The organism is Streptomyces luteolus, from assembly GCF_029968015.1.
In the GTDB taxonomy this organism is placed as follows: domain Bacteria; phylum Actinomycetota; class Actinomycetes; order Streptomycetales; family Streptomycetaceae; genus Streptomyces; species Streptomyces luteolus.
In genome coordinates this window covers 112344-133325 of sequence record NZ_JASCIS010000006.1, presented here as the reverse complement: position 1 = coordinate 133325, position 20982 = coordinate 112344, and the positions used below count along the sequence as shown (strand labels likewise).

Sequence of the window (20982 nt, the reverse complement as noted above, 5' to 3'; positions counted from 1 at the left end):
GTGCGCTCCCCTTTCCGATCGGTTATTGCGGGCGGAGCCAGACAGCGGAGAGGGGTGGCAGCACCAGCGACGCGCTCGCCTCCAGCCCCTGCCAGGGCACGTGTTCGGACGTGACGCGGCCGGAGTTGCCCACGCCGCTGCCGCCGTAGGCCGCCGCGTCGGTGTTGAGCACCTCGGTCCAGTTGCCGGCGACGGGCAGACCCACCCGGTAGTGGTGACGCGCGGTGGGCTGGAAGTTGTAGATGCAGACCAGGGGCGCCCCGGAGGCGTCGTGGCGGACGAAGGAGAACACGTTGTCCTGCGCCGCGTCCGCGTCGATCCAACGGAACCCGGCGGGGTCGGCATCCCGGCTCCACAGGGCCGGCTCCTCGAGATAAGTCCGATTCAGGTCGCGCACCAGATCGCGGACCGCGGTGTGCGGGGCGTGCCGCAGCGCCGCCCAGTCCGGTCCCCTCTCGTGCGACCACTCGGCGTCCTGCGCGAACTCCTGTCCCATGAAGAGGAGTTGCTTGCCGGGGAAGGCCCACATGAAGGCCAGATAGGCGCGCAGGTTGGCGAACTGCTGCCAGCGGTCGCCGGGCATTTTGGTGAGCAGAGAGCCCTTGCCGTGCACCACTTCGTCGTGGCTGATGGGCAGCATGTAGTTCTCGGCGTACGCGTACACCATGGGGAAGGTCATCGCGTGGTGGTGGTACTGCCGGTGCACGCAGTCCTCGTTCATGTAGGACAGCGAGTCGTGCATCCAGCCCATGTTCCATTTGAGGCCGAAGCCGAGGCCGCCGAGGTCGGTGCGGCGCGTGACGCCGTCCCACGCGGTGGACTCCTCGGCGATGGTGACCACACCGGGGCAGCGGCGGTAGACGGTGGCGTTCATCTCCTGCAGCAGTTCCACCGCGTCCAGGTTCTCCCGGCCGCCATACTGGTTGGGCAGCCACTCCCCTTCGGCCCGGGAGTAGTCGAGGTAGAGCATCGAGGCGACCGCGTCCACACGCAGGCCGTCGATGTGGAACTCCTCGCACCAGTACACCGCGTTGGCGACGAGGAAGTTGCGTACCTCGGTGCGGCCGAAGTCGAAGACGAGGGTGCCCCAGTCGGGGTGCTCGCCGCGGCGCGGGTCGGGGTGCTCGTACAGCGGCGTCCCGTCGAAACGGGCCAGGGCCCAGGCGTCGCGCGGGAAGTGCGCGGGCACCCAGTCGACGATGACGCCGATGCCCGCCTGGTGCAGCGCGTCGACGAGGCAGCGGAAGTCGTCGGGAGTGCCGAGGGTCGCCATCGGCGCGTAGTACGAGGTGACCTGGTAGCCCCAGGAGCCGCCGAAGGGGTGCTCGGCGACCGGCAGGAATTCCACGTGCGTGAAGCCCAGCGCCTTGACGTAGGCGGGCAGTTCACGGGCGAGTTCGCGGTAGCCGAGCCCGGGGCGCCAGGAGCCGAGGTGCATCTCGTACACGCTCATCGGCGCCTGCTCGGCGGTGGTCGCGCCGCGGGCGGCGAGCCAGTCGCCGTCGCCCCAGGTGTAGTCGGAGGTGAAGATCCGGGAGGCGGTGCCCGGGGCCGGCTCGGCGGAGGCGGCCATCGGGTCGGCCTTCTGCACCCAGTCGCCGGCCGGGGTGAGCAGCTCGAACTTGTAGCGGCAGCCGTCACCGACGCCGGGCACGAACAGCTCCCAGACCCCGCTCTCACCGAGCGAACGCAGCGGATGCGCCCTGCCGTCCCAGTGGTTGAAGTCGCCGACCACCCGCACAGCGCGCGCGTTTGGCGCCCACACCGCGAACGAGCTGCCGTGCGCCCGGCCCCACCCGGACTCCTGCTCACAGGTGCGGGCCCCGAGCACCTGCCTGAGCTGCTCGTGCCGGCCCTCCACGATGAGGTGCAGATCGAGTTCGCCGAGCGTGGGCAGATAGCGGTAGGGGTCGTCGTACGTGAAGACGTGCTCGCCGTAGTGCGCGGCGACCCGGTAGTCGGGCACCTCCCGGCCCGGCAGCACCCCGGAGAAGACGCCCTCGCCCTCGTGGGCCAGCTCGGCGAGCAGCTCGCCGGACGCCGTGGTGAGGCACACCCCGTCCGCGAGGGGGCGCAGCACCCGCACGGTCACGCCGTCGGACCTGAGGTGCGGGCCGAGCAGGGCGTGCGGATCGCTGACCTCACCGGTGGTGAGGCGCTTGAGGTCGGTGGGGGCGAGCAGGTGCGGCGCTGCCGCGGCGATGTGGCGGTTCGGTGCGAGGCTCACGACTGCAGCTTCCTGTCCGTGAAGATGTGGGCCACCCGGTGCTGCGGGTCGAGCCGTACGTAGTTATCCCGGTCCCAGGCGTAGCTGTCCCCGGTAAGCGCGTCATGGACCTGGAAGGTGTCGGTGCGCTCCAGGCCGAGGGCCGGCAGGTCCAGCGAGACGGTCGTCTCGCGGCAGCTGTGCGGGTCGAGGTTGAGCACCACGAGCACCCAGTCCTCGCCGAGCCGCTTCGAGAAGGCCACGACGGCGTCGTCGGCCGTGCGGTGGAAGTGCAGATTGCGCAGCTGGTGCAGGGCCGGGTGGGCCCGGCGCAGCTGGTTGAGGGTGCGCAGCAGCGGGGCGAGCGAGTGGCCCGCAGCTTCCTCGGCCTTCCAGTCCCGGGGCCGGTACTGGTACTTCTCCGAGTCGAGGTACTCCTCGCTGCCGGGTCCGGCCGGAACGTTCTCGCAGAGTTCGAAGCCCGCGTACACGCCCCAGGTGGGCGCGGCCGTCGCGGCGAGCACCGCGCGGATCTCGAAGGCCGCCCTGCCTCCGTACTGCAGGAAGGCGTTGAGGATGTCCGGGGTGTTCACGAAGAGGTTCGGCCGCAGATAGGCCGCGCTCTCGCTGCTGTCGAGTCCGGCCAGTTCGGCGAGGTACGACTCCACCTCCTCCTTGGAGTTGCGCCAGGTGAAGTACGTGTACGACTGGTGGAAGCCGACCCGTGCGAGGCTGCGCATCATCGCCGGGCGAGTGAACGCCTCGGCGAGGAACAGCACGTCGGGATCGCTCGCGTGCACGGCCTCGATGAGCCGCTCCCAGAACGCCACCGGCTTGGTGTGCGGATTGTCGACCCGGAAGATCCGTACGCCGTGCGCCATCCAGTGCCGCAGGATGCGCAGACACTCCTCGTGCAACCCGTCCGGGTCGGTGTCGAAGTCGATGGGGTAGATGTCCTGGTACTTCTTGGGCGGATTCTCGGCGTACGCGATGGAGCCGTCGATGCGGTGCTTGAACCACTCCGGGTGCTCCTTGGCCCAGGGATGGTCGGGCGAGCACTGCAGCGCGAAGTCGAGAGCGACCTCCAAGCCCAGTTCACCGGCCCGGGCCACGAACTCGTCGAAGTCGTCGAGGGTGCCGAGGTCGGGGTGAATCGCGTCGTGCCCGCCAGCCGGCGACCCGATCGCCCAGGGGGAGCCTGGGTCGTAGGGACCCGCGGTGAGAGCGTTGTTGGCACCCTTGCGGTGAGTGGTGCCGATGGGGTGCACGGGCGGCAGATAGACCACGTCGAAGCCCATGTCGGCGATGCCGTCGAGACGTTCCGCGGCGGTGCGCAGCGTGCCGGAACGCGGCGGTTCGAGTACGCCCTCGGCGTTCTGCACCGCGGGCACGGCGCCCTCGGAGCGCGGGAAGAACTCGTACCAGGCGCCGTACAGCGCCCGCTTGCGGTCCACCCGCAGCGGCAGCTCGGCGGATGCGGTGACCAGGTCGCGCGGCGGGTGCGCGGTGAGCAGCGCAGTGACGTCCCGGTCCAGTGCGGCGGCGAGCCGCTCCTCCGGGGTGGTGCGGTCGTCCATGAGGCGGTCGCGAGTCTCGGCGAGCGCGGCGCGCGCCGGCTCGTCCTCGATCCCCGCTGCGGCCCGTTCCAACAGCAACGCGCCTTCGGCCAGGACGAGTTCCACGTCGATACGGGCCGGGATCTTGATCTCGGCGGTGTGCCGCCAGGTCGCCACGGGGTCGGTCCACGCCTCGACCCGGTAGCTCCAGTCCCCCTCGCGTGCCGCGCTGACCTGCGCCGCGTAGCGGTCGGTGCCGGGGGCGACGAGCCGCATCGGGATCCGCCGACCATCGACACCGTCCGGGTCGGTCAGGACGACATCGGCGGCGACGGAGTCGTGCCCTTCGCGGAACACCGTCGCCGAGACCTCGAACACCTCTCCCGGCACGGCTCTGGCAGGGCGGCGGCCCGCGTCGACCTGGGGGCGTATCTCCTCGATCGGGATACGGCCGACGGCCGGGGTGAACCGCCGGGCTGCGGGCGTGCCTGTCATGTTCTTGCCTCCTCGCACCGGGGTGCGGTTGCTGGAAGATTCACGGTTGAGGGCGGGGTCCGGGGCCGGGCCCGGTGACGGGGTCGTGTGCGGGCCCGGGCTCAACGGCGTATCCCGCTCGTGCCGTTACTGACCTCGGAGATGATCCGGCGGTAGCCCGCCACCAGCGGGTGCTGCGGATAGGCGGTGGCGAAGAGCCGTTCCCCGGCCAGCGAGGCCATTTCGGGGGCGTAGGGAAGGACGGCGGTGAGCCGGGTGTCGTAGGCGGACTCGACCTCGCCGCGCAGCCTTTCGCGCACCACACCGTCCGGCACCATGTTCACGACCACGCTGAGGCGCAGACAGCCGAGCCGGTTGGCCAGCGCCATGGTCTCCCGGGCCCCGGCGAGGTCGAGCCGGTCGGCCCGGGTCACGATGACCAGCGCGTCCGAGCTGGCCATCGCGGTGACGGTCTCGTTGTTGAACCCGGCGTGCGTGTCCAGGAGCAGTACGTCGAGGGCCAGTGAGTCGATGAGCCGGTCGAAGCCCTCCCGCAGCAGCCCCACGTCGTAGCCGCGGCCCATGATCTCGTTGATGCCCGCGGCCCGGCTCCTGGCCGGCACCAGGAAGAGGCCGTCGTGGCCCGCGTCGGCCTTGGCTGGATAGGCGGCGTCCTCGATCTCGCAGCGCCCGATCAGGTAGTCGGTGAGCGAGCGCGGCACCGTCGTCACCGTGTCGCCGAACATGACGTCCAGGGCGGGCGTCTGGATGTCCGTGTCCACCAAGGCAACCCTGCGGCCCGCGGAGGCCAGGAGCAGCGCGAGGTTCGCGGCCATGCTGGACTTGCCCGTACCTCCTCGGTAGGAGTGCACGGTGATGATCTGCGACATGAATTCCACCCGGTAGTTCTCGAGTCGAGGTCGGGACGGGGCTGATCCGGAGGACGGGGCCTACGCAGGGCCTACGCCTCGGGGTCCCGCCAGTGGACGGCCATCATCGTGATGTCGTCGGACTGTTCGGCGGGTCCGACGAACTCGCTGAGGGCGCCGTCCATGTGGTCGAGCAGCTCTTCGCCGCGGGCCGCCCCCTCGCCGAGTTGCTTGATCATCTGGTCCTCGCCGAAGAAGTGCCCGGGCACCGAGCGCGCCTCGGTCACGCCGTCGGTGTAGATGAAGAGCGTGTCCCCGGGGCTGATCTGTGCGTAGCCCAGGGAGAAGGCGACGTCCGGGATGACTCCGACGGCCGGCCCGGTCGGCTCCAGGAGCACCGGGTCACCGCCGTCGGCGCGTACCAGGACGGGCGGATTGTGGCCGCCGTTGATGTAGACCAGATTGCCGGTGACCGGGTCGAGGACGCCGAAGAACATGGTGGCGAAGTAGCCCTGCCGGATGTGGTTGCGGGTCAGGTAGTTGTTGGTGCCCACCACGGCGTTGAGCAGCGGCGTCGCGCCCACCACTGGAATGGCCCGGCTGTGTTCCTCCCAGTCGGTCTCCTCGCCGAGCAGATCGGCGGCGATCAGGCTCTGCAGTCCGCTCTGTTCGGCGGTGTGCCGCAGCAGGCTGCGGATCAACGCCATGAACAGCGCGGCGCCCACACCCTTGTCGCAGACATCGGCGACGACGAGGGCCAGCCGGCGCCGGTTGACCAGTTCGAAGACGTCGTAGAAGTCCCCGGCGACCGTCCTGGCCGGGCGGAACCGGACGTCGATCTCCCAGCCGTCCGGGCTGGGCAGCGAGTCCGGCAGGAAGCCCATCTGGATCTCCCGGCCGATCTCCAGCTCCCTTTCGTAGCTGAGGAGTTCGGCATGCGCGGCGACGTCCTCCATCGTCCGGCTGAAGGTGGCCCGCTCATGGCAGTCGCGCAGCCTGGCCCGGACCAGGTCCGGGTGGAAGGGCGGCACGAGGTAGTCGGATCCCGCGTGCACATGGCTGCCCAGAAGATGCAGGTCGTGCTCCGCGAAGGCCACCACCGTGGGGCGCTGGTCCTCGTCGTCAAGCCGCCGGGCCACGGCCCGGACTGTGTGCGGGGAGAGCCCGGCGTACGCCAGCAGCACGTCTGTGTCGGGCAGTTGGCCGACTTCCTTCGCCAGTACGTCACCCGGAGTCCGGACGTGTACAACGGTCCCCAGCTTGTCCAGGGCGGTCAGCAGCTCTGGAGGCGCGTCGCGGCGCTCATCCAGCACCAGCACCTTGGTCGGTTCCATTTCGCCTCATCTACCGCGTCGCCGAGCGACGCATCACGAGCGTGCTGACATTGCGCCCGGCCACCAACTCGTACGCGAAGCAGTCCACAGAGGTGAACGCGAGGTACACCCCGAGTCCGCCGATCTCCCGCTCCGCGAGTGGCACGTCGAGCGCGGGGGCACGCATGCCCTCGCGCGGGTCGAAGGCAGGGGCGTCGTCCTCGAAGCGCACCCACACCTGGTCCGGGTCGATGCCGCCGTCCACCGCGATCTCGCCGGTGGCCCCCCGGTAACCGTGCATGACGATGTTGGTCGCCAGTTCGTCGGCGGCCAGCCGCAGCCGGTAGAGGGCGTTCGACTCCAGCCCGGCACGGTGGCCGAGCCGGAGCACGAAGTCGGCGACCTGGTCGAGCACGGCGAGCTCCGCCGGGATACGCAGCGCGGCGGGTGACCGCCGCGGCGCCAGCCGGACGCAGTCGGCCGTCGTGACGGTGTGCCCCGAGCGGCCGGGACGGTCGGCCGCGGCACCTATGTCGAACGCCATCGCTCCGTGCCCCCTCAGGCGTCGACGAGGTCGATGCTGTGGTCGAAGCCGGCCAGCTTGATGGTGCGGGCGACCGGCTCGGTGGCACCGACGACGGCGATCCGCACGTCGTCGCCCATCTTCTGACGGGCGAAGACGAGAGCCCGCAGCCCGGCGCTGGCCAGGTAGGACAGCTGCTCGGCGCGGATCACCAGCTCGATCGCGCCGGTGGCGGCGGCCTCGTCGACCGTCTCGTGGAAGCGGGCGGCAGTGCCTGCGTCGAGCTCGCCCTTGAGCTCGATCGTCGCGACGCGCTCGTTGACCCTCAGCCTTACGTCGAAAGCCACAGTGGCCCCTCCTTCTGCGTGGTTACGTGGGTTGCGGTCGTGCTGCCGGCAGCGGCGCCGGCCTGCGGGGTGCCGGTCAGTGCGTGGCGCGGCCGACGAGGATCACGACCGAGTGCGGGCCCAGGTGATACCGGCCCGGGTGCTCCAGGCGCGGCTCGGACCCCGGCGGGTGCAGCCCGTAGGACATCAGCGCCCCGGTGTCCGTGAAGAGGTGCCACTCCTGGCCGGGCGGCAGCCCGGGCAGTTCGAGGTCGTGCGCCTCCCAGTGGGCGTTGACCGCCACGTAGATGTGGTCGTCGGCTACGGTCCCGCCGCCCTTGGCGTGCCGGCCGCAGCGCATCATGCCGAGCACCCGGCTGTGCTCCGCCCAGTCCGGCATCCATGCCTGCACGCCGTGCCAGCTGACGTCGGCGTAGCCGCTGCCGACGCGGTCCACGCCGGTCGGATGGTCGGCGGTGCGCAGCACCGGGTGAGCGTGCCGGAAGGCGATCAACGCCTTCGTGAACTCGAGTAGTTCGGTGTTCGCGGTCGGCCCCTCGACCAGGCCCCAGTCGAACCAGGACAGGTCGTTGTCCTGGCAGTACGTGTTGTTGTTGCCGAGCTGGGTGCGCCCCGCCTCGTCGCCCGCCAGGATCATCGGGACGCCCTGGCTGGTGAGCAGGATGGCCAGCATGTTCTTCGTCTGGCGCAGCCGCAGGTCGCGGACGTGGGCGGAGGCGCTGGGGCCCTCCTCACCGCAGTTCCAGCTGTGGTTGTCGTTGGCGCCGTCGCCGTTGCCCTCGCCGTTGGCCTCGTTGTGCTTGTCGTTGTACGAGACCAGATCGCTCAAGGTGAAGCCGTCGTGCGCGGTGATGAAGTTGACCGAGGCCGACGCCGTACGCCCCTGGTACAGGTCGGGCGAGCCGGCCATGCGGGTGGCGAGCTCACCGACGAGACCGGGCTCGCCCTTGATGAACCGGCGTACGGCGTCGCGGTACTGGCCGTTCCACTCGGACCAGCGGCCGTAGTTGGGAAAATGCCCGACCTGGTAGAGGCCGGCCGCGTCCCAGGCTTCGGCAATCAGCTTGGTGTGCCGCAGCACCGGGTCGTGGGCGAGCTGCTCCAGGAGCGGCGGGTTGGGCAGCGGAGTGCCGTCCGGGGCCCGGTCGAGGATGGCCGCGAGGTCGAAGCGGAATCCGTCGATGTGGTACTCGGCGACCCAGTAGCGCAGGCAGGACAGGACGAAGTCCCGTACGACGGGGTGGTTGCAGTTGACCGTGTTGCCGGTGCCGCTGAAGTTGTAGTACTCACCCCGGTCGGTGAGCATGTAGTACGTGGCGTTGTCGAGGCCGCGGAACGAGATGGTGGGACCGTTCTCGTTGCCCTCGGCGGTGTGGTTGAAGACCACGTCGAGGACGACCTCGATGCCCGCCCGGTGCAACTCCTTCACCAGGGACTTGAATTCGTCGGCCTGCATGCCGAAGCGTCCGGTCGCCGCGTAGCCCGCCTTCGGGGCGAAGAACGAGACGGTGTTGTAGCCCCAGTAGTTGTGCAGCCGTTCGCCGCTGACCGGGTCGGTGCGCGGGTTGTCCAGCTCGTCGAACTCGAAGACCGGCAGGAGCTCCACGCAGTTGACGCCGAGCTCCTTGAGGTACGAGATCTTCTCGCGCAGGCCCGCGTAGGTGCCCGGTGCCCGCACCCCGGACGAGGGATGGCGGGTGAAGCCGCGCACATGGGTCTCGTAGATGACGAGGTCCTCGGTGGGGATGCGCAGCGGAGTGTCGTCGCCCCAGTCGAAGTCGTCGTTCAGCACCTGGGAGCGGTACGGGTACACGTTGTCCCAGTCGGGCTCCTCGCCCCACACGTCGCGGCCCGAGACGATCCGCGCGTAGGGGTCACCGAGAATGCGGCGAGCGTCGAAGCGGTCGCCGGCCTCGGGGTCGAAGGGCCCGTCGGCGCGGAAGCCGTACTCCAGGTTCTCCAGGTCGAGCCCGAAGACCGTCATCGCGTGCACGCTGCCGGTCCGGAACTCCTGGGGGAACTCCAGCTCCGCGGTCGGCTCCTTCGCGCCGCGCTCGAAGAGCACCAGGCTCATCGCGGTGGCGCGGTCGGAGTAGACCGAGAAGTTGACGCCGCCGGGCACCGGTGTCGCGCCGTACGGGAAGGGGCGCCCCGCCCGTACCCGGTAGCCGCCGATGGTGCGGGTGGGGAACGCGTCGACGCGCTCCCGCTCGGACATGTCCTGAACGCTCATCGCCCGGCACGCTCTCCCTCGGTGGCGTCGCCGATCCGGAAGAAGTCCAGGAAGCCGGTCGCGCTCATCACGAACCGCACCTCTTCCGACAACCCGGACAGCGTGATCTCGGCCTCCAGCTGCTGGGCGTGCCGGTGCACGATCAGCAGCGTGCGCAGGCCCGCGCTGGAGACGTAAGAGACACCGGTGAGGTCGACCAGAACCTCGCTGCCCGCCTTGATGAACGGCAGCAGCTGCGCCTGCAGCCCGCCGGACGTGGTGCTGTTGATCTCCCCGTCGAGGACGATCACCGTGCGGGAACCCTCGTTGTGCGTCTGCACCTTCACCGTCATCCGGCCGCCTCCGTACGCGAGGTGCCGGACAGCCGGACCTTGACCTTGACGCGCCCCGAGGTCTCGGGGAGCCGTACGAACAGGCCCTCGGCGTCGAAGTCGGTGTGCGGCTCGCCCTCGATCTCGACAGACTCGATCCGCACGGAGCCGGGCGGCAGCAGATCCGGCGAGACCCGCAGCACGCGGTCCTCGATCAGGGCCGGGTCCGGCTTGTACCAGAAGTTCATCGGCCGGCCGTCGATCAGCAGGTTGTTGTAGACCGCCGCGAGGTAGCACAGCTCCGCCGAGTGGTACATGGACATCGAGTGGCTGCCCTTGAGCCGCTCCACGCCGAGCAGGTACGGCAGGCCGTTCGCCAGGGTGTTGAAGTAGACGGCGCCCTCGTCGTGGTCGAGGAAGAACGCGTTGTAGAAGGACTGGGCGTCCCGGGCCTCGGTGCGGAACTCGTCGCGGCCGGTGAGGCCGTGCAGGATCAGATAGGCAAGGATCGCCTGCTCCTGCTGCCACCACGCCTTGCGGTCGTGCCAGGTGAACCGGAACCGGTCCTCGCCGTCGGCCTTGACCCGCTCGACCACGTCGTACCAGCCGCCGCGCTGGCGGTCGCCGCCCACCTCGGGCATGGTCTCGCCGATGGCGGCGGCCGTGTCCATGTAGGCGTCCTTGGGGCGCAGCGAGTGCATCCGCAGCAGGTTCCAGGCGATCTTCAGGTTGTGTCCGACGACCGCCCGGTCCTGCTGCCAGCCGTGCTTGGTATCTGCGGACCAGTCCTTGTGGAACCGCTCCTGCACAAACGGGCTCTTCGCGGTGTCGGGGAAGCGCTTGACGATCGTGTCGAAGGTGTACTCCAGCATGTCGGCGTAGCTCTTCTCGCCGGTCGCCAGGTACAGGTTGATCAGATACGCCGGCGCGTGGTCGCCGACCGAGTTCCAGTTCTTGCGCGCCTTGTTGGGGCCGAGCGAGTCGTGCTCGGGCGAGAGCAGGATCGGGTCGATGTGCGAGAAGTAGCCGCCGTGCTCCGGGTCGAGGTAGAAGCGGTCGAACAGCCGCAGCGTTGCATCGGCGTCGTTCTTGATCCGCGGGTCGCCGGTGACGCGGTAGGTCTGCACGGGGCCGGCCAGGGCGTAGATCTGCTCGTACGCTGGCAGCGCGTCGTAGTCGTCGGAGAACTCCGAGGTGAACAGCTTCTTCTCGATGTCGCCGTCGATGCTCAGGCCGTGGTACCAGTACACGACGTTCTCGTCGGTGTCGACGAAGCGCATATGCTCGCGCAGGTACTCGGTGCCGCGCTCGGCGACCTCCAGGTACTCGTCGTTCCCGGTCAGCAGGAAGGCCGAGGCCATGCCGTAGACGAGGCGGGAGATGGTGTCGGTCTCCTGCACATGGCTCGCGGTCTTCTCACCTCCGAGCCGGATCTCGGTCCGGTACTCGGAGAAGTCGACCGGTCCGTCGCCGAACTGGGCCTTGCGGTAGAAGGCGGCGATCTCCTCGATCTGCTTCACCCACCAGCCGCCCTCCTCGAAGCGGTAGTCGTCGACGTTGCGGCCCACGAAGATCAGCCGCTTGGCCTCGAAGCGCAGGCCGTCGCCGTGCGGGTAGAAGATGCCGTACGCGAGGACGAAGGCCCCGTCCTCGAGCAGCTCGTCGATATGGCCCGAGGCGTCCTGGTAGGGCTCGCCGAGGTTGTGCAGCAGCTCCGCACTCGGGCCCCCGTCGAGCGCGATGTCGAAGCTCCGCCCGTCGGCCGTGGTCACGGTGAAGACGCGGGCCGCGCGGTCGAAGGCCGTCACCCGGCCCGCGATGGTGTCGGAGAACGTGAAGTTCACGATGTCAGACGTCTCAGTCATGTCAGTCACGCCCCTCGCAGCACGAGCTCGTCGATGATGGTTCTGGCGAACAGATGGCAGTGGTCCCCGGTGCGCGCGGTGACGAGGTCGCCGTCCACGACGACGTCCTGGTCCACGTAGCTGGCGCCCATGTTGCGGACGTCGCCGAGCAGGTTGTTGTGGCAGACGACCTTGCGGCCGCGCACGACGTACGGGATGGACGAGGCGAGCCACATGCCGTGGCAGATGATCCCCTTGACCACTCCGGAGCGGGCGAAGGCCCGGCGCAGCAGGTCGGTGGCCGGCGCGAGGCGCTCGATGTCCTCGGTGTAGCGCAGCCGGTCGGCGACCATGCCGGAGGGCACGATGAGCGCGCTGTACTCGCGCAGTGCCCGGTCGTCCAGGTCCTCCAGGCTGCGGGTCACCGTGAGCGGCGCCCGGTACTCGTGGCCCGTAAAGGTGATCGACTTATTGCCCCAGAGGCGGGTCACGTAGTCGACGCGGGCGCCCTCTTCGGCGAACCGGCGCTGGTAGTAGGCGATTTCGGGCTCGTAGAAGTCGCTCTCGGCCAGGACGGCGATCTTCCGTCCGGAGAGCACCCCTTCGCGGCCTGGTACGTCAGCCACGGCTTCCCCCTTCGGTGGTGCGCAGGTCGATCAGGAACGGCTTATCGTCCGCGAGCATCCGCTTGACGGCCTCGGTGACCTGCTCGTGGTCGTCCACGCGCAGGGCGTTGACCCCGAAGCCGCGGGCGATCTCGGCGAAGCCCAGATCCGGGTCCGAGAGGTCGAAGGGCGTCGGGTGCGCGTGCTCGGGGATGTCCCGCTCGCGCCAGTACTGCTCGATGTTCAGGTCGAGCAGCTTGTAGCTGCGGTTGTTGCAGATCACGAACTTGGCGCCGATGCCGTGCCGGACCGCGGTGTACAGCGCCTGGATGGTGTACATGGAGCCGCCGTCGCCGGTGAAGCCGAGCACCGTCTTGTCCGGGTGGGCGAGCTTGATGCCGAGGGCGCCGGGGATCCCCACGCCGAGCGAGCCGCCGCGGGTGGAGAACCAGTGCCCGGGGAGCCGGCCCGGCAGATGGGCATTGAGCGGTCCGGCCGCGGTCAGCGCCTCGTCGAAGACCATGACGTCCTCGGGCACCTGCGCGGCCAGTTCGCGCAGGAACGCGTGCAGCAGCGAGCCGTCGTCGGCCGACCGGTCGGGCTGTGCGCGGCGGCGGGCCTCCAGCCGCTCGGCGGCATTCGCCCGGTCCTCCGCGGAGAGCCGCTCGTCGAGCCCGTCGGCGAGCGCCGCGAGGCTGGCCTTGGGGTCGGCTACGAGCCCCAGGGTCACCGGGTGGTTCTTGGCGATCTCGTAGCCGTCGAGATCGATGTGCACGATTTTCGCGTCGTCCCGGAACGGGCTGGACAGGACGGGGAACACCTCGGGGAACACATAGGTCCCCACGATCAGTACGGCGTCGGCGTCCTTGACGACATCCGCGCTGACCTCGCCGAACATATGGCCCAACTGGCCCCGGTAGAGCGGGTGCCGGGCATCCAGGTTGACCTCCGAGAAGTCCACGCCCCACACATCGGCGCCCAACTGCTCGGCCACCAGCACCAGTTCGTCCTGCCCGCCCGACGCCGAGACTCCGTCGCCCACGAGGACGAGCGGCCTCTCGGCGCCGGCGAGCAGCTCTGCCGCCTGCTCCACGAGGGAGGGCACCGGCAGGGCCCGGGTGTCGAGGAACGTGCTGGGCAGCACCGGCTCGGTGTTGACCGCGTCGAGCACATCCATCGGAAGGGAGACGAAGACCGGTCCGCGGGGCGCCGTCATGGCCATCTTCATGGCGCGGCGCAGCGTGCGGAGCACCGATCCCGGGTCGGTGACCCGGGTCGCATACTTCGTGACCGGCTTGGCCATCGCGACCAGATCGGCCGCCATCTGGGCGTCCATCGACTCGTACTTGACGCCCGACTCGCCCGCGATCACCACGAGCGGTGAGTGGCCGCGCTTGGCCTGGTAGAGCATGCCGATGGCGTTGCCGAGCCCGACCCCGCTGTGCAGCTGCAGCAGCGCGGGCCGTCCGGTGGCACGGGCGTATCCGTCCGCGATGCCGGCGGCGACCGTCTCCTGCAACGTCAGGATGTACTGGAGGTCGTCGTAGTTCTCCAGTGCGTCCAGGAATCCCTGCTCGACCGTTCCTGGATTGCCGAACATAAACGGAATTCCATCGGCGAGGAACTGCTCGATGATCGCCGCATTACCCTGCCTGGCCATGTCTTCCTTCTCTCGATCCCGGTCTCACTCTTGGCCTGCCGATCGTTGCTGTGGCATTACCAGCCGAAGCGACGCAGTCCGTCCTCAAGAACCTCGACGACCTTTTCGCCCGTCAGATAGGAGTCCGGGGTCGAACGCCCGGTGATGAACGGGTAGTCCACGATCACCGAGGTCTCCTTGCCGAAGTTGCCGTGATAGCGGCCTTCGGGGCCCGTGGCGTCACGCAGGATGTACTCGAGCGGGTACGGCGGCGGACCGATGACGAAATCGGTGCCCAGGAATCCGGTGCCGTCCTTGTAGTCGTATTCCTTGCAGTGACCGGTGACGTGCTTGCCCCAGATGATGGACTTGCGGTCCTCCCAGTCGCGGGCGAACGCCAGCGGGGCGACCCCGTAGCACTCGGCGCCGACCGGCTTGTCGGCCTCGACGAAGGCCAGGATGAGCTGGTGGATGCGCTCGTTGTTGGCGATGTCCACCACGGGACCGCTGCCGCCGACGATCAGCAGCGCGTCGTACTCGTCGAGCTCACCGGCCACCACGTCGAGCGCGCGGTGATACGCCTCCAGCTTGCGCAGGTAGTCGTCGTCCGCGGTGTAGGGCCGCTCCGGCACCCAGCTGGAAATGTCGATCGGGTCGTCGAGCCGGTCCGAGTCGTCGATCTTGCGGGTCAGTTCGGCGACCTCTTCGGAGGTGACCGAGCGGCCGAGCGGCGGGTCGATGTACGCCGGGTCCATGGACGGCGGCAGGGCGTGCGCCCGCTTGCCGGTGGGGGTGGCGAACACGGTCTCGTAACCGCGCTGGTCGAAGTGGTGCAAGGGCCCGACGAGCTCCTCGCCCCAGTAGCCGTACTCCGACAGGATCACGAGGATCTTCTTGGCGTTCCTTCTGGCCACGCCTGCTCCTTCGGTATGCGGTGCGGGAATCGGAGCCGCTGCCGGCGCGAGTGCACGCCGGTGGTGCAGCAGCCTCCTCAGTGGGCGGATCAGCGGACGGATCAGCGGGCCTGCGGACCGATGACCCAGTTCTCCTTCGCGGCGACGGAGAAGACGTACTTCGGGTCGGCGATCGCGTCCCGGGCCGCCTGGACCTGCTCGGTGAAGTACGACGAACGCAGCGCCTCCTGCAGGGCGTTCACGTCGTCGAACCAGAGCTGCTCGACGCTGTCGAAGCCGGACTCGCCGAAGACGTAGGCACCGTCCACGGTGTGCGCGTGCAGGTAGCGGCGCAGGCCGGGGGTCTCCTTGACCACGCCGGCGTACGCGTCGAGCGACTGCTTGCGGTAGTCGTCGAGGGCGAGGCCGGGCCAGCGCTTGATCAGCACGGTGAGCTTGACCCAGTCCTGGTCCCTGCTGAGCGCCGGGCCGGGGACGATCTCGTGGGCGTTGGTGTCGACCACGATGGTCTGCCAGAACGCGGCCCAGTTGGGCTCGTCGAGCCGGGCGCCCTGTAGGAACTCCTCGGTCTGCAGCGAGGCCAGCTGCTCCTCGCCATTGGCCAGGAAGATCTCCGCGATGCCCTGGTGCGGCAGCGCGGGCGTACCGAGGTTGTCCTCGATGTCGACGACGGTGTCGACCATGTACTTCCTGATCTGCGGGATCTTCGCGGCGTACTTCACCGCGTGCACGTTCACCCAATAGTCCTGGAATTCCTGGGCGGTCATTCCCGGCTTGGGCGCCGCAAAAATGAACTGATGGATCACTGAAATCTCCTTTTCCGTCCGCGGCGCGAAAGGGGTACACGCGCGGCAGAATCTATTCCGGAACGTGCTCGACCATCATGTGCGGTGGCTTCGACGGCGGGCAAAGACAAGCCCTGTACTTCCTGAACTAGGCTTTGAGCTCCGCCGGATAAAGGAAGGAGTTGGCAGCGGACGCGGCCTGGGCGCCTTCGTGCACGGCGGCCGCCACCTGGTGGGAATGCAGCGCGGTCGCGTCGCCGGCCGCGTACACACCGGCGACGGAGGTCCGCTGCTCGGAGTCGACCCGGATGTATCCGGACGGCTGCAGCGCGACGCCAAGCCCGCGCGCCAGGGCCGTCTCCGGTGTCGCGCCCTGGACGGAGAAGAGCGCGTCGAGTTCGAGGCGCAGCCCGCCGCGGGTACGCAGCGCCGTGAGTCTGCCGTCCACCCCCTCCGTCTCCTTGATCCGGTCGTGGACGACGGGGATGCCGGCGGCGCTCAGCCGCCGCCGCAGCACTGGGCCGATCTCATCGCTGCGGCTGTTGGTGAGCAGCCGCACCCGGTCGGTGAGGCTGTGCAGCTGCATCGCCTCGGCGGCCGCGGCGTCGGTGTGCCCGGCGACGACGATGTTCCGGCCGCGGTTCTCGTACCCGTCGCAGGCGATGCACCAGAACATGGAACGGCCCACGTACTCCTGCCAGTTCGGGAAGTGCGGGAAGTGGTCCAGCACCCCGGTGGCGAGCAGCACGGTCCGCGCCTGCCAGGCGTGCCCCTGGGAGCGCAGCGTGAAGCCACGCTCGGCGTCCCCCTCGACGGCGGTGATCTGGTGGCGCACGACGCGGGCGTTGCGGTAGGCGCCCAGTTGCTCGACGCCCAGCTTGCGCAGGTCGGTCGTTGCTATCCCGCCGGGGAAACCCAGGTAGTTGTGGTTGACCTGGTGGTGGGTGGAGCGGCCGTGCCCGGTGTCGAAGACCAGCACGTCGCGGTTGTAGCGGGCGAGGCAGAGCGCGGCCGAGAGCCCCGCAGGACCGCCGCCGACCACCGCTGCGTCGACGACGTCGTCGGCAGACGAGTGACCGGCGGGCGCTACTTCTTGAGGCATGCCAGCACCTCGTCGGTCAACTCGGCGACCGTGCTCGCCTCGGGCCCTTCGGCGTTCAGCCGGAGCACGGGCTCGGTGTTGGAGGCCCGCAGGTTGAACCAGTTCCCGTCGGCCAGCCGCACGGTGAGCCCGTCGAGCCGGTCGATCTCGGCCCGGTCCCCGGAGAAAGCGTTCGCCACCTCGGTGAGCGCCGTCGCCGGGTGCTCGACCACGACGTTGATCTCTCCGGAGGCGGCATATCTGCGGTAACGGGCCATCAGTTGGGACATCGGACGGTCCTGCTCACCCAGTGCGGCCAGCACGTGCAGCGCGGCCAGCATCCCGGTGTCCGCGAACCAGAAGTCGCGGAAGTAGTAGTGGCCCGAGTGCTCCCCGCCGAACACGGCGCCGTGCTCCGCCATCAGCGCCTTCACGAAGGAGTGCCCGACCCGGGATCTGATCGGGGTACCGCCAGCCTCGGCGATCACCTCGGGCACCGCCCGTGAGGTGATCAGGTTGTGCACCACGGCCTCGCCCGGGTGCCGGGCCAGTTCACGTTCGGCGATGAGCCCGATGACCTGAGAGGGGTCGACCGCCTCGCCGCGCTCGTCGACCACGAAGCAGCGGTCGGCGTCCCCGTCGAAGGCCAGCCCCAGATCCGCGCCCTCGGCGAGCACCCGGGCTTTCAGGTCCGCGACGTTCGCGGGCTTCATGGGGTCGGCTTCGTGGTTCGGGAAGGTCCCGTCGAGCTCGAAGTACAGCGGAACGACGTCGAGTCGGGAATGGTCGAGCACCTGGGGCACGGTGAGCCCTGCCATCCCGTTACCCGCGTCGACGACCACCTTCAGCGGGCGGCTGCCGGCGAGATCCACGAGGGTGCGCAGATGCGCCGCGTACTGCTCCAGCAGCCCCAGCTTCATCACGGTTCCCCGGGCCCTGCCGCACGAGGGCACGCCCTCCACGAGCCCGGCCCTGATGCGCTCCAGGCCGCTGCCATCCCCGATGGGTACGGCCCCGGCCCGGCACAGCTTGATGCCGTTGTACTGGGCCGGGTTGTGGCTCGCGGTGAACATCGCGCCGGGGATGTCCAGGCTCCCGGACACGTAGTACAGGTAGTCCGTCGAGCCGAGACCGGCGTCCAGCACGTGCCCGCCCTGGGACAGCACTCCTTCGGTGAAGGCCGCGGCGAGCGCCGGCGAGGTGCCGCGCATGTCGTGGGCCACGGCGATCCGGTCCGCCCGGGTCAGCGCCGCGAAGGTGGCCCCGATCGTGTACGCGGCCGTCTCGTCGAACTCCTCGGGCACGATCCCGCGGATGTCGTACGCCTTGACGAGGCCGGCGTAGCGCTCGGCGGTGCGAGGTTCGGCGGACGCCTGTGCTTCGGATGAGGCGTGCGCTTCGGATGACACGTGCGGTTCAGGTGTCGGGCTCATGGCTCCTCTTCGTGTTCGTGGTCGCAGGTGGGGTCCGGGCGGCGGCAACTCAAGCCCGCCCGGCGAGGCGGCGGACCGCCGCCATCGGGATGGGCAGCCACGCGGGCCTGCTGTGCGCCTCGTACACCGCCTCGTACACCGCCTTGTCGGCCTCGAAGGCCCGTAGCAACACCGGCCGGCCGTGCGGGTTCACCCCTCCCGCATCGGCGTAGCCGGCACAGAACGCCCGCCTCCCGTGCACCGCCCAGGCCGAGGCCCGGCGGGCCAGCCGCGTGGCCCGCAGATCCTGCGGCGACTGCTCGCCCGGCGGCCGGCCGAGCACGTCGGCGAGGGCGTGGTGGGCCGCGTAGTCGAAGGAGCGCAGCATTGCGGCGACGTCTCGGATCGCGGGCTGCATCCGCCGGCGCTCGTCCTGCGGCCGCCCCGGCTCCCCCTCGAAGTCGATCAGCACCCAGCCGTCGTCGGCGCGCAGCACCTGGCCCAGATGGAGATCACCGTGGGCCCGCTGGGCGAGCAGCGGCTCCCCGCGCCCGGCGACCTCGCCGAGCTCCCGGTAGATGTCTCCCAACTTCCTCTCGAACGCGCTCAGTTGCGGCACCTGCGCGACCGCTCTCGCCAGCCGCGACTGCAGGACGCCGACCAGCTCCTCCACCTCGGGCGGGCCGAGCTCACGGGTCCCGAGGCCGCTCGCGAGCGCCGCGTGCACCCGCACCGTGGCCTGGCCGAGCGCGTGGGCATCGTCGGCGAAGCCGCCGAGCGGTGCCACCGATTCGCACTCCCCCACGATGCAGGCGCGGGCCTCGGCCACGGCGAGGGCCCAGCCGTCGCCCCGGTTGGGCACGAACTCCTGCAGGATGCCGAGCGTGGTCGCACCGCCCGGCAGGTCCGCGGACGTCTCGATCCAGGCGAGCGGCGCCGCGCTGGGTACGCCGCCGACCCGCCCGAGGGCGGAGAGCAGCTCCAGCTCGGGGTTGGGCCCCGGTGCCGGGTGCCGGAGCACCTTGAGCATCATCCGGCCGCCGAAGGCGACGGAGGTGTTGGACTGCTCGGCCGTGCTCAGCTCGGCGGGCAGGCCGGTCGGGATGTGCGCGCCGGGGGTGCGGCGGAACCGTACAGAGGCATGGGAGCCGGCATCGGCGCCGGCGTCGGCCGGTTCGCCCGTGGCCAACCGGTCGAGCAGGCGCCCCATCAACTCCGGGTCGGCCGTAGCCTCGTAGAGCTCGCGTCCGTCGGCGCAGGCGCCTATCCGTCCGTCGGCGAGCTCGTCGGGCAGCGGGCCCGGATCGTGCCGCAGGCCGAGCAGCAGTTGGTACCACGCGTCCTGCCCCGCGCGGACCACGGCAAGCAGCAAGGTGGCGTCGCCGGCGGCCAGTTCCTCCACGAGCAGCGGTTCCACCGTGGGCAGCGCGGCGTCCTTGCCCTCGAACCAGCGGCGGGAGACCAGCCATGCGGGAAGCCGCTGTCGCAGCTCCGCTGCGACGAGCTCGGTGTCGGACGCCGTGTACCGGGCCGGAGTCGTGGTCATGCGGCGACCGCCTTCGTCGTAGTGCCCTTGGCTGCTCCGGGCATCCGGGCCGTGGCGGCCCGCGGCACGGTGGACAGCATGGTCGCGGCGTGCGCCAGCGACACCATGGTCATGTGGTGGTGCCAGCCCCGGAAGGAACGTCCCTCGAAGTCCCGTACGCCCAGCGGCACGCTCACCTGCGTCAGGTCCCGCTCGACGCGGCGGCTCAGCATGGCCGTGCGGAACACCGTGCCGGGCTGCTGGTGGGAGAGGCTGGACAGCCAGTACTCGCTCGGGGTGCGCTGCCCACGTCCGGCCCAGGCGCCGAGCAGCGTGAGTTCCTGGCGGCGCAGCCGGACCTTGGTGGTGCCGATCGCCGTGGCCCGCACCGTCTCGGAGCCGTGGTCGAACCACTCCACGGGCATCGCATTCCAACTCAGGGCGGTGACCAGCTCGTTCACGGCGTCATTCGGTCCGATTCCGGTGCGGCGCGGCCCGGGAAGCTCGAGGGAGGTGAAGCGCGCGGCGGGGTCGACGCGGACCACGAACGGGATCCTGCGCTGCGCCAACTCCGCGCAGATCGGGGACGGATCGGTCTCCCGCAGGTCGATCACCACGGGGTGGGCCTCCATCCCCCAGGTGTCGGTCAGCTTGGCGAGGGAGCCGACCGCGCACTGCTCGGGTGGGCAGGCACCGACGTCCTCCGGGATTGCCGCACGCCGACGCAGATCGGGCTCGTCCGTCCAGCACTCGGGCAGCGCGAGACGCCAGTCGACGGGGCAGCTCGCCTGATCGGAAACCAGCCATGTACTCATGCTCTGCTGGCAGTTGACGAGCCGTTGGATTTGAGACACCCACCGCCGTTCCACGCCGACGGAATGCTGTCCGACTTTCTCGACAACCAGCGGATGAACGACCCAGGCGCGCGGCTGCGTCCGTTCCCGGAAGAGCTGCGCCACCGTCCGGCGGATCGGATCGCAGTCCCAGGGAGACTTGCTTATGAACTGATACAGGCTCTGTTCAGTGGAGCCGCCCGCACCGTTCGCGAGGGCCCGCATGGTCTTCTTTCCCTCGACCGAGAGAAGACTTCTCACATACAGCGCACCCCAGCGGCGCTGATCGCTTCGCGGAAGGGTGTGGAGTGCCCTTTCGAACAATTCGGATACGGCTCTCGGTGAAATCCCGGCGGGCAGGACGTTTTGTGGTTCTGCAGACATGGCTCAGCCCTTTCCCTATTTCTCGGGGGGACGGTTCTCCGGGTGGATTCATGCGCCCGGACAACTCATCGGCGAGATGCAGGGGCGAACACGCGCCGTCGGCCCGGCAGTCGGGGACGGTGCACTGG

The 20982-nt window shown here is 69.6% G+C and carries 17 protein-coding genes; all 17 read right to left on the bottom strand.

The features are described from left to right. Positions 1 to 22: 22 nt before the first annotated feature. Positions 23 to 2227, bottom strand: coding sequence for a 1,4-alpha-glucan branching protein GlgB (gene glgB / locus QIT00_RS08000; RefSeq protein WP_282534420.1), 2205 nt, complete (start codon positions 2225 to 2227; stop codon positions 23 to 25). Then, on the bottom strand, positions 2224 to 4257 hold the full coding sequence (locus QIT00_RS07995; RefSeq protein ID WP_282534419.1) for an alpha-1,4-glucan--maltose-1-phosphate maltosyltransferase: 2034 nt from the start codon (positions 4255 to 4257) through the stop codon (positions 2224 to 2226). The genes glgB and QIT00_RS07995 overlap by 4 nt, the downstream gene beginning before the upstream one ends. A gap of 101 nt (positions 4258 to 4358) precedes the next feature. Continuing rightward, a complete protein-coding gene (locus tag QIT00_RS07990) occupies positions 4359 to 5126 on the bottom strand; it encodes a MinD/ParA family ATP-binding protein (protein ID WP_282534418.1) in 768 nt (255 codons plus the stop codon). Between the two features lie 71 nt (positions 5127 to 5197). Next, complete coding sequence (locus QIT00_RS07985) at positions 5198 to 6439, bottom strand: PP2C family protein-serine/threonine phosphatase (RefSeq protein ID WP_282534417.1); 1242 nt, start codon at positions 6437 to 6439, stop codon at positions 5198 to 5200. Positions 6440 to 6449: 10 nt separating this feature from the next. Next, positions 6450 to 6962: an ATP-binding protein gene (locus tag QIT00_RS07980; RefSeq protein ID WP_282534416.1), complete on the bottom strand. Its 513-nt coding sequence runs from the start codon at positions 6960 to 6962 to the stop codon at positions 6450 to 6452. A 14-nt stretch (positions 6963 to 6976) separates the two neighbouring features. Next, positions 6977 to 7288, bottom strand: coding sequence for an anti-sigma factor antagonist (locus QIT00_RS07975; protein WP_282534415.1), 312 nt, complete (start codon positions 7286 to 7288; stop codon positions 6977 to 6979). A gap of 76 nt (positions 7289 to 7364) precedes the next feature. Beyond that, entirely contained in the window at positions 7365 to 9521 is a 2157-nt protein-coding gene (gene glgX / locus QIT00_RS07970; RefSeq protein ID WP_282534414.1) for a glycogen debranching protein GlgX, read from the bottom strand. Next, complete coding sequence (locus QIT00_RS07965; protein WP_282534413.1) at positions 9518 to 9853, bottom strand: STAS domain-containing protein; 336 nt, start codon at positions 9851 to 9853, stop codon at positions 9518 to 9520. The genes glgX and QIT00_RS07965 overlap by 4 nt, the downstream gene beginning before the upstream one ends. Beyond that, complete coding sequence (locus QIT00_RS07960; protein ID WP_282534412.1) at positions 9850 to 11697, bottom strand: AGE family epimerase/isomerase; 1848 nt, start codon at positions 11695 to 11697, stop codon at positions 9850 to 9852. The genes QIT00_RS07965 and QIT00_RS07960 overlap by 4 nt, the downstream gene beginning before the upstream one ends. 5 nt (positions 11698 to 11702) lie before the next feature. Beyond that, complete coding sequence (locus QIT00_RS07955) at positions 11703 to 12302, bottom strand: DJ-1/PfpI family protein (RefSeq protein ID WP_282534411.1); 600 nt, start codon at positions 12300 to 12302, stop codon at positions 11703 to 11705. Further along, a complete protein-coding gene (locus tag QIT00_RS07950; RefSeq protein ID WP_282534410.1) occupies positions 12295 to 13941 on the bottom strand; it encodes a thiamine pyrophosphate-binding protein in 1647 nt (548 codons plus the stop codon). The genes QIT00_RS07955 and QIT00_RS07950 overlap by 8 nt, the downstream gene beginning before the upstream one ends. A 56-nt stretch (positions 13942 to 13997) precedes the next feature. Continuing rightward, complete coding sequence (locus QIT00_RS07945) at positions 13998 to 14834, bottom strand: type 1 glutamine amidotransferase domain-containing protein (protein WP_282534409.1); 837 nt, start codon at positions 14832 to 14834, stop codon at positions 13998 to 14000. A 101-nt stretch (positions 14835 to 14935) separates the two neighbouring features. Continuing rightward, positions 14936 to 15640 (bottom strand): EthD domain-containing protein, encoded by a 705-nt coding sequence (locus QIT00_RS07940; RefSeq protein ID WP_282534408.1) that lies wholly within the window; start codon positions 15638 to 15640, stop codon positions 14936 to 14938. A 127-nt stretch (positions 15641 to 15767) separates the two neighbouring features. Continuing rightward, positions 15768 to 16721: an NAD(P)/FAD-dependent oxidoreductase gene (locus QIT00_RS07935; protein WP_282534407.1), complete on the bottom strand. Its 954-nt coding sequence runs from the start codon at positions 16719 to 16721 to the stop codon at positions 15768 to 15770. After that, a complete protein-coding gene (locus QIT00_RS07930) occupies positions 16706 to 18133 on the bottom strand; it encodes a phosphomannomutase/phosphoglucomutase (RefSeq protein ID WP_282534406.1) in 1428 nt (475 codons plus the stop codon). Before QIT00_RS07930 ends, QIT00_RS07935 begins: the two co-directional genes overlap by 16 nt. Before the next feature lie 49 nt (positions 18134 to 18182). Continuing rightward, positions 18183 to 19658, bottom strand: coding sequence for a maltokinase N-terminal cap-like domain-containing protein (locus QIT00_RS07925; RefSeq protein ID WP_282534405.1), 1476 nt, complete (start codon positions 19656 to 19658; stop codon positions 18183 to 18185). Beyond that, entirely contained in the window at positions 19655 to 20854 is a 1200-nt protein-coding gene (locus tag QIT00_RS07920; RefSeq protein ID WP_282534404.1) for an IS701 family transposase, read from the bottom strand. Before QIT00_RS07920 ends, QIT00_RS07925 begins: the two co-directional genes overlap by 4 nt. Positions 20855 to 20982: the final 128 nt, after the last annotated feature.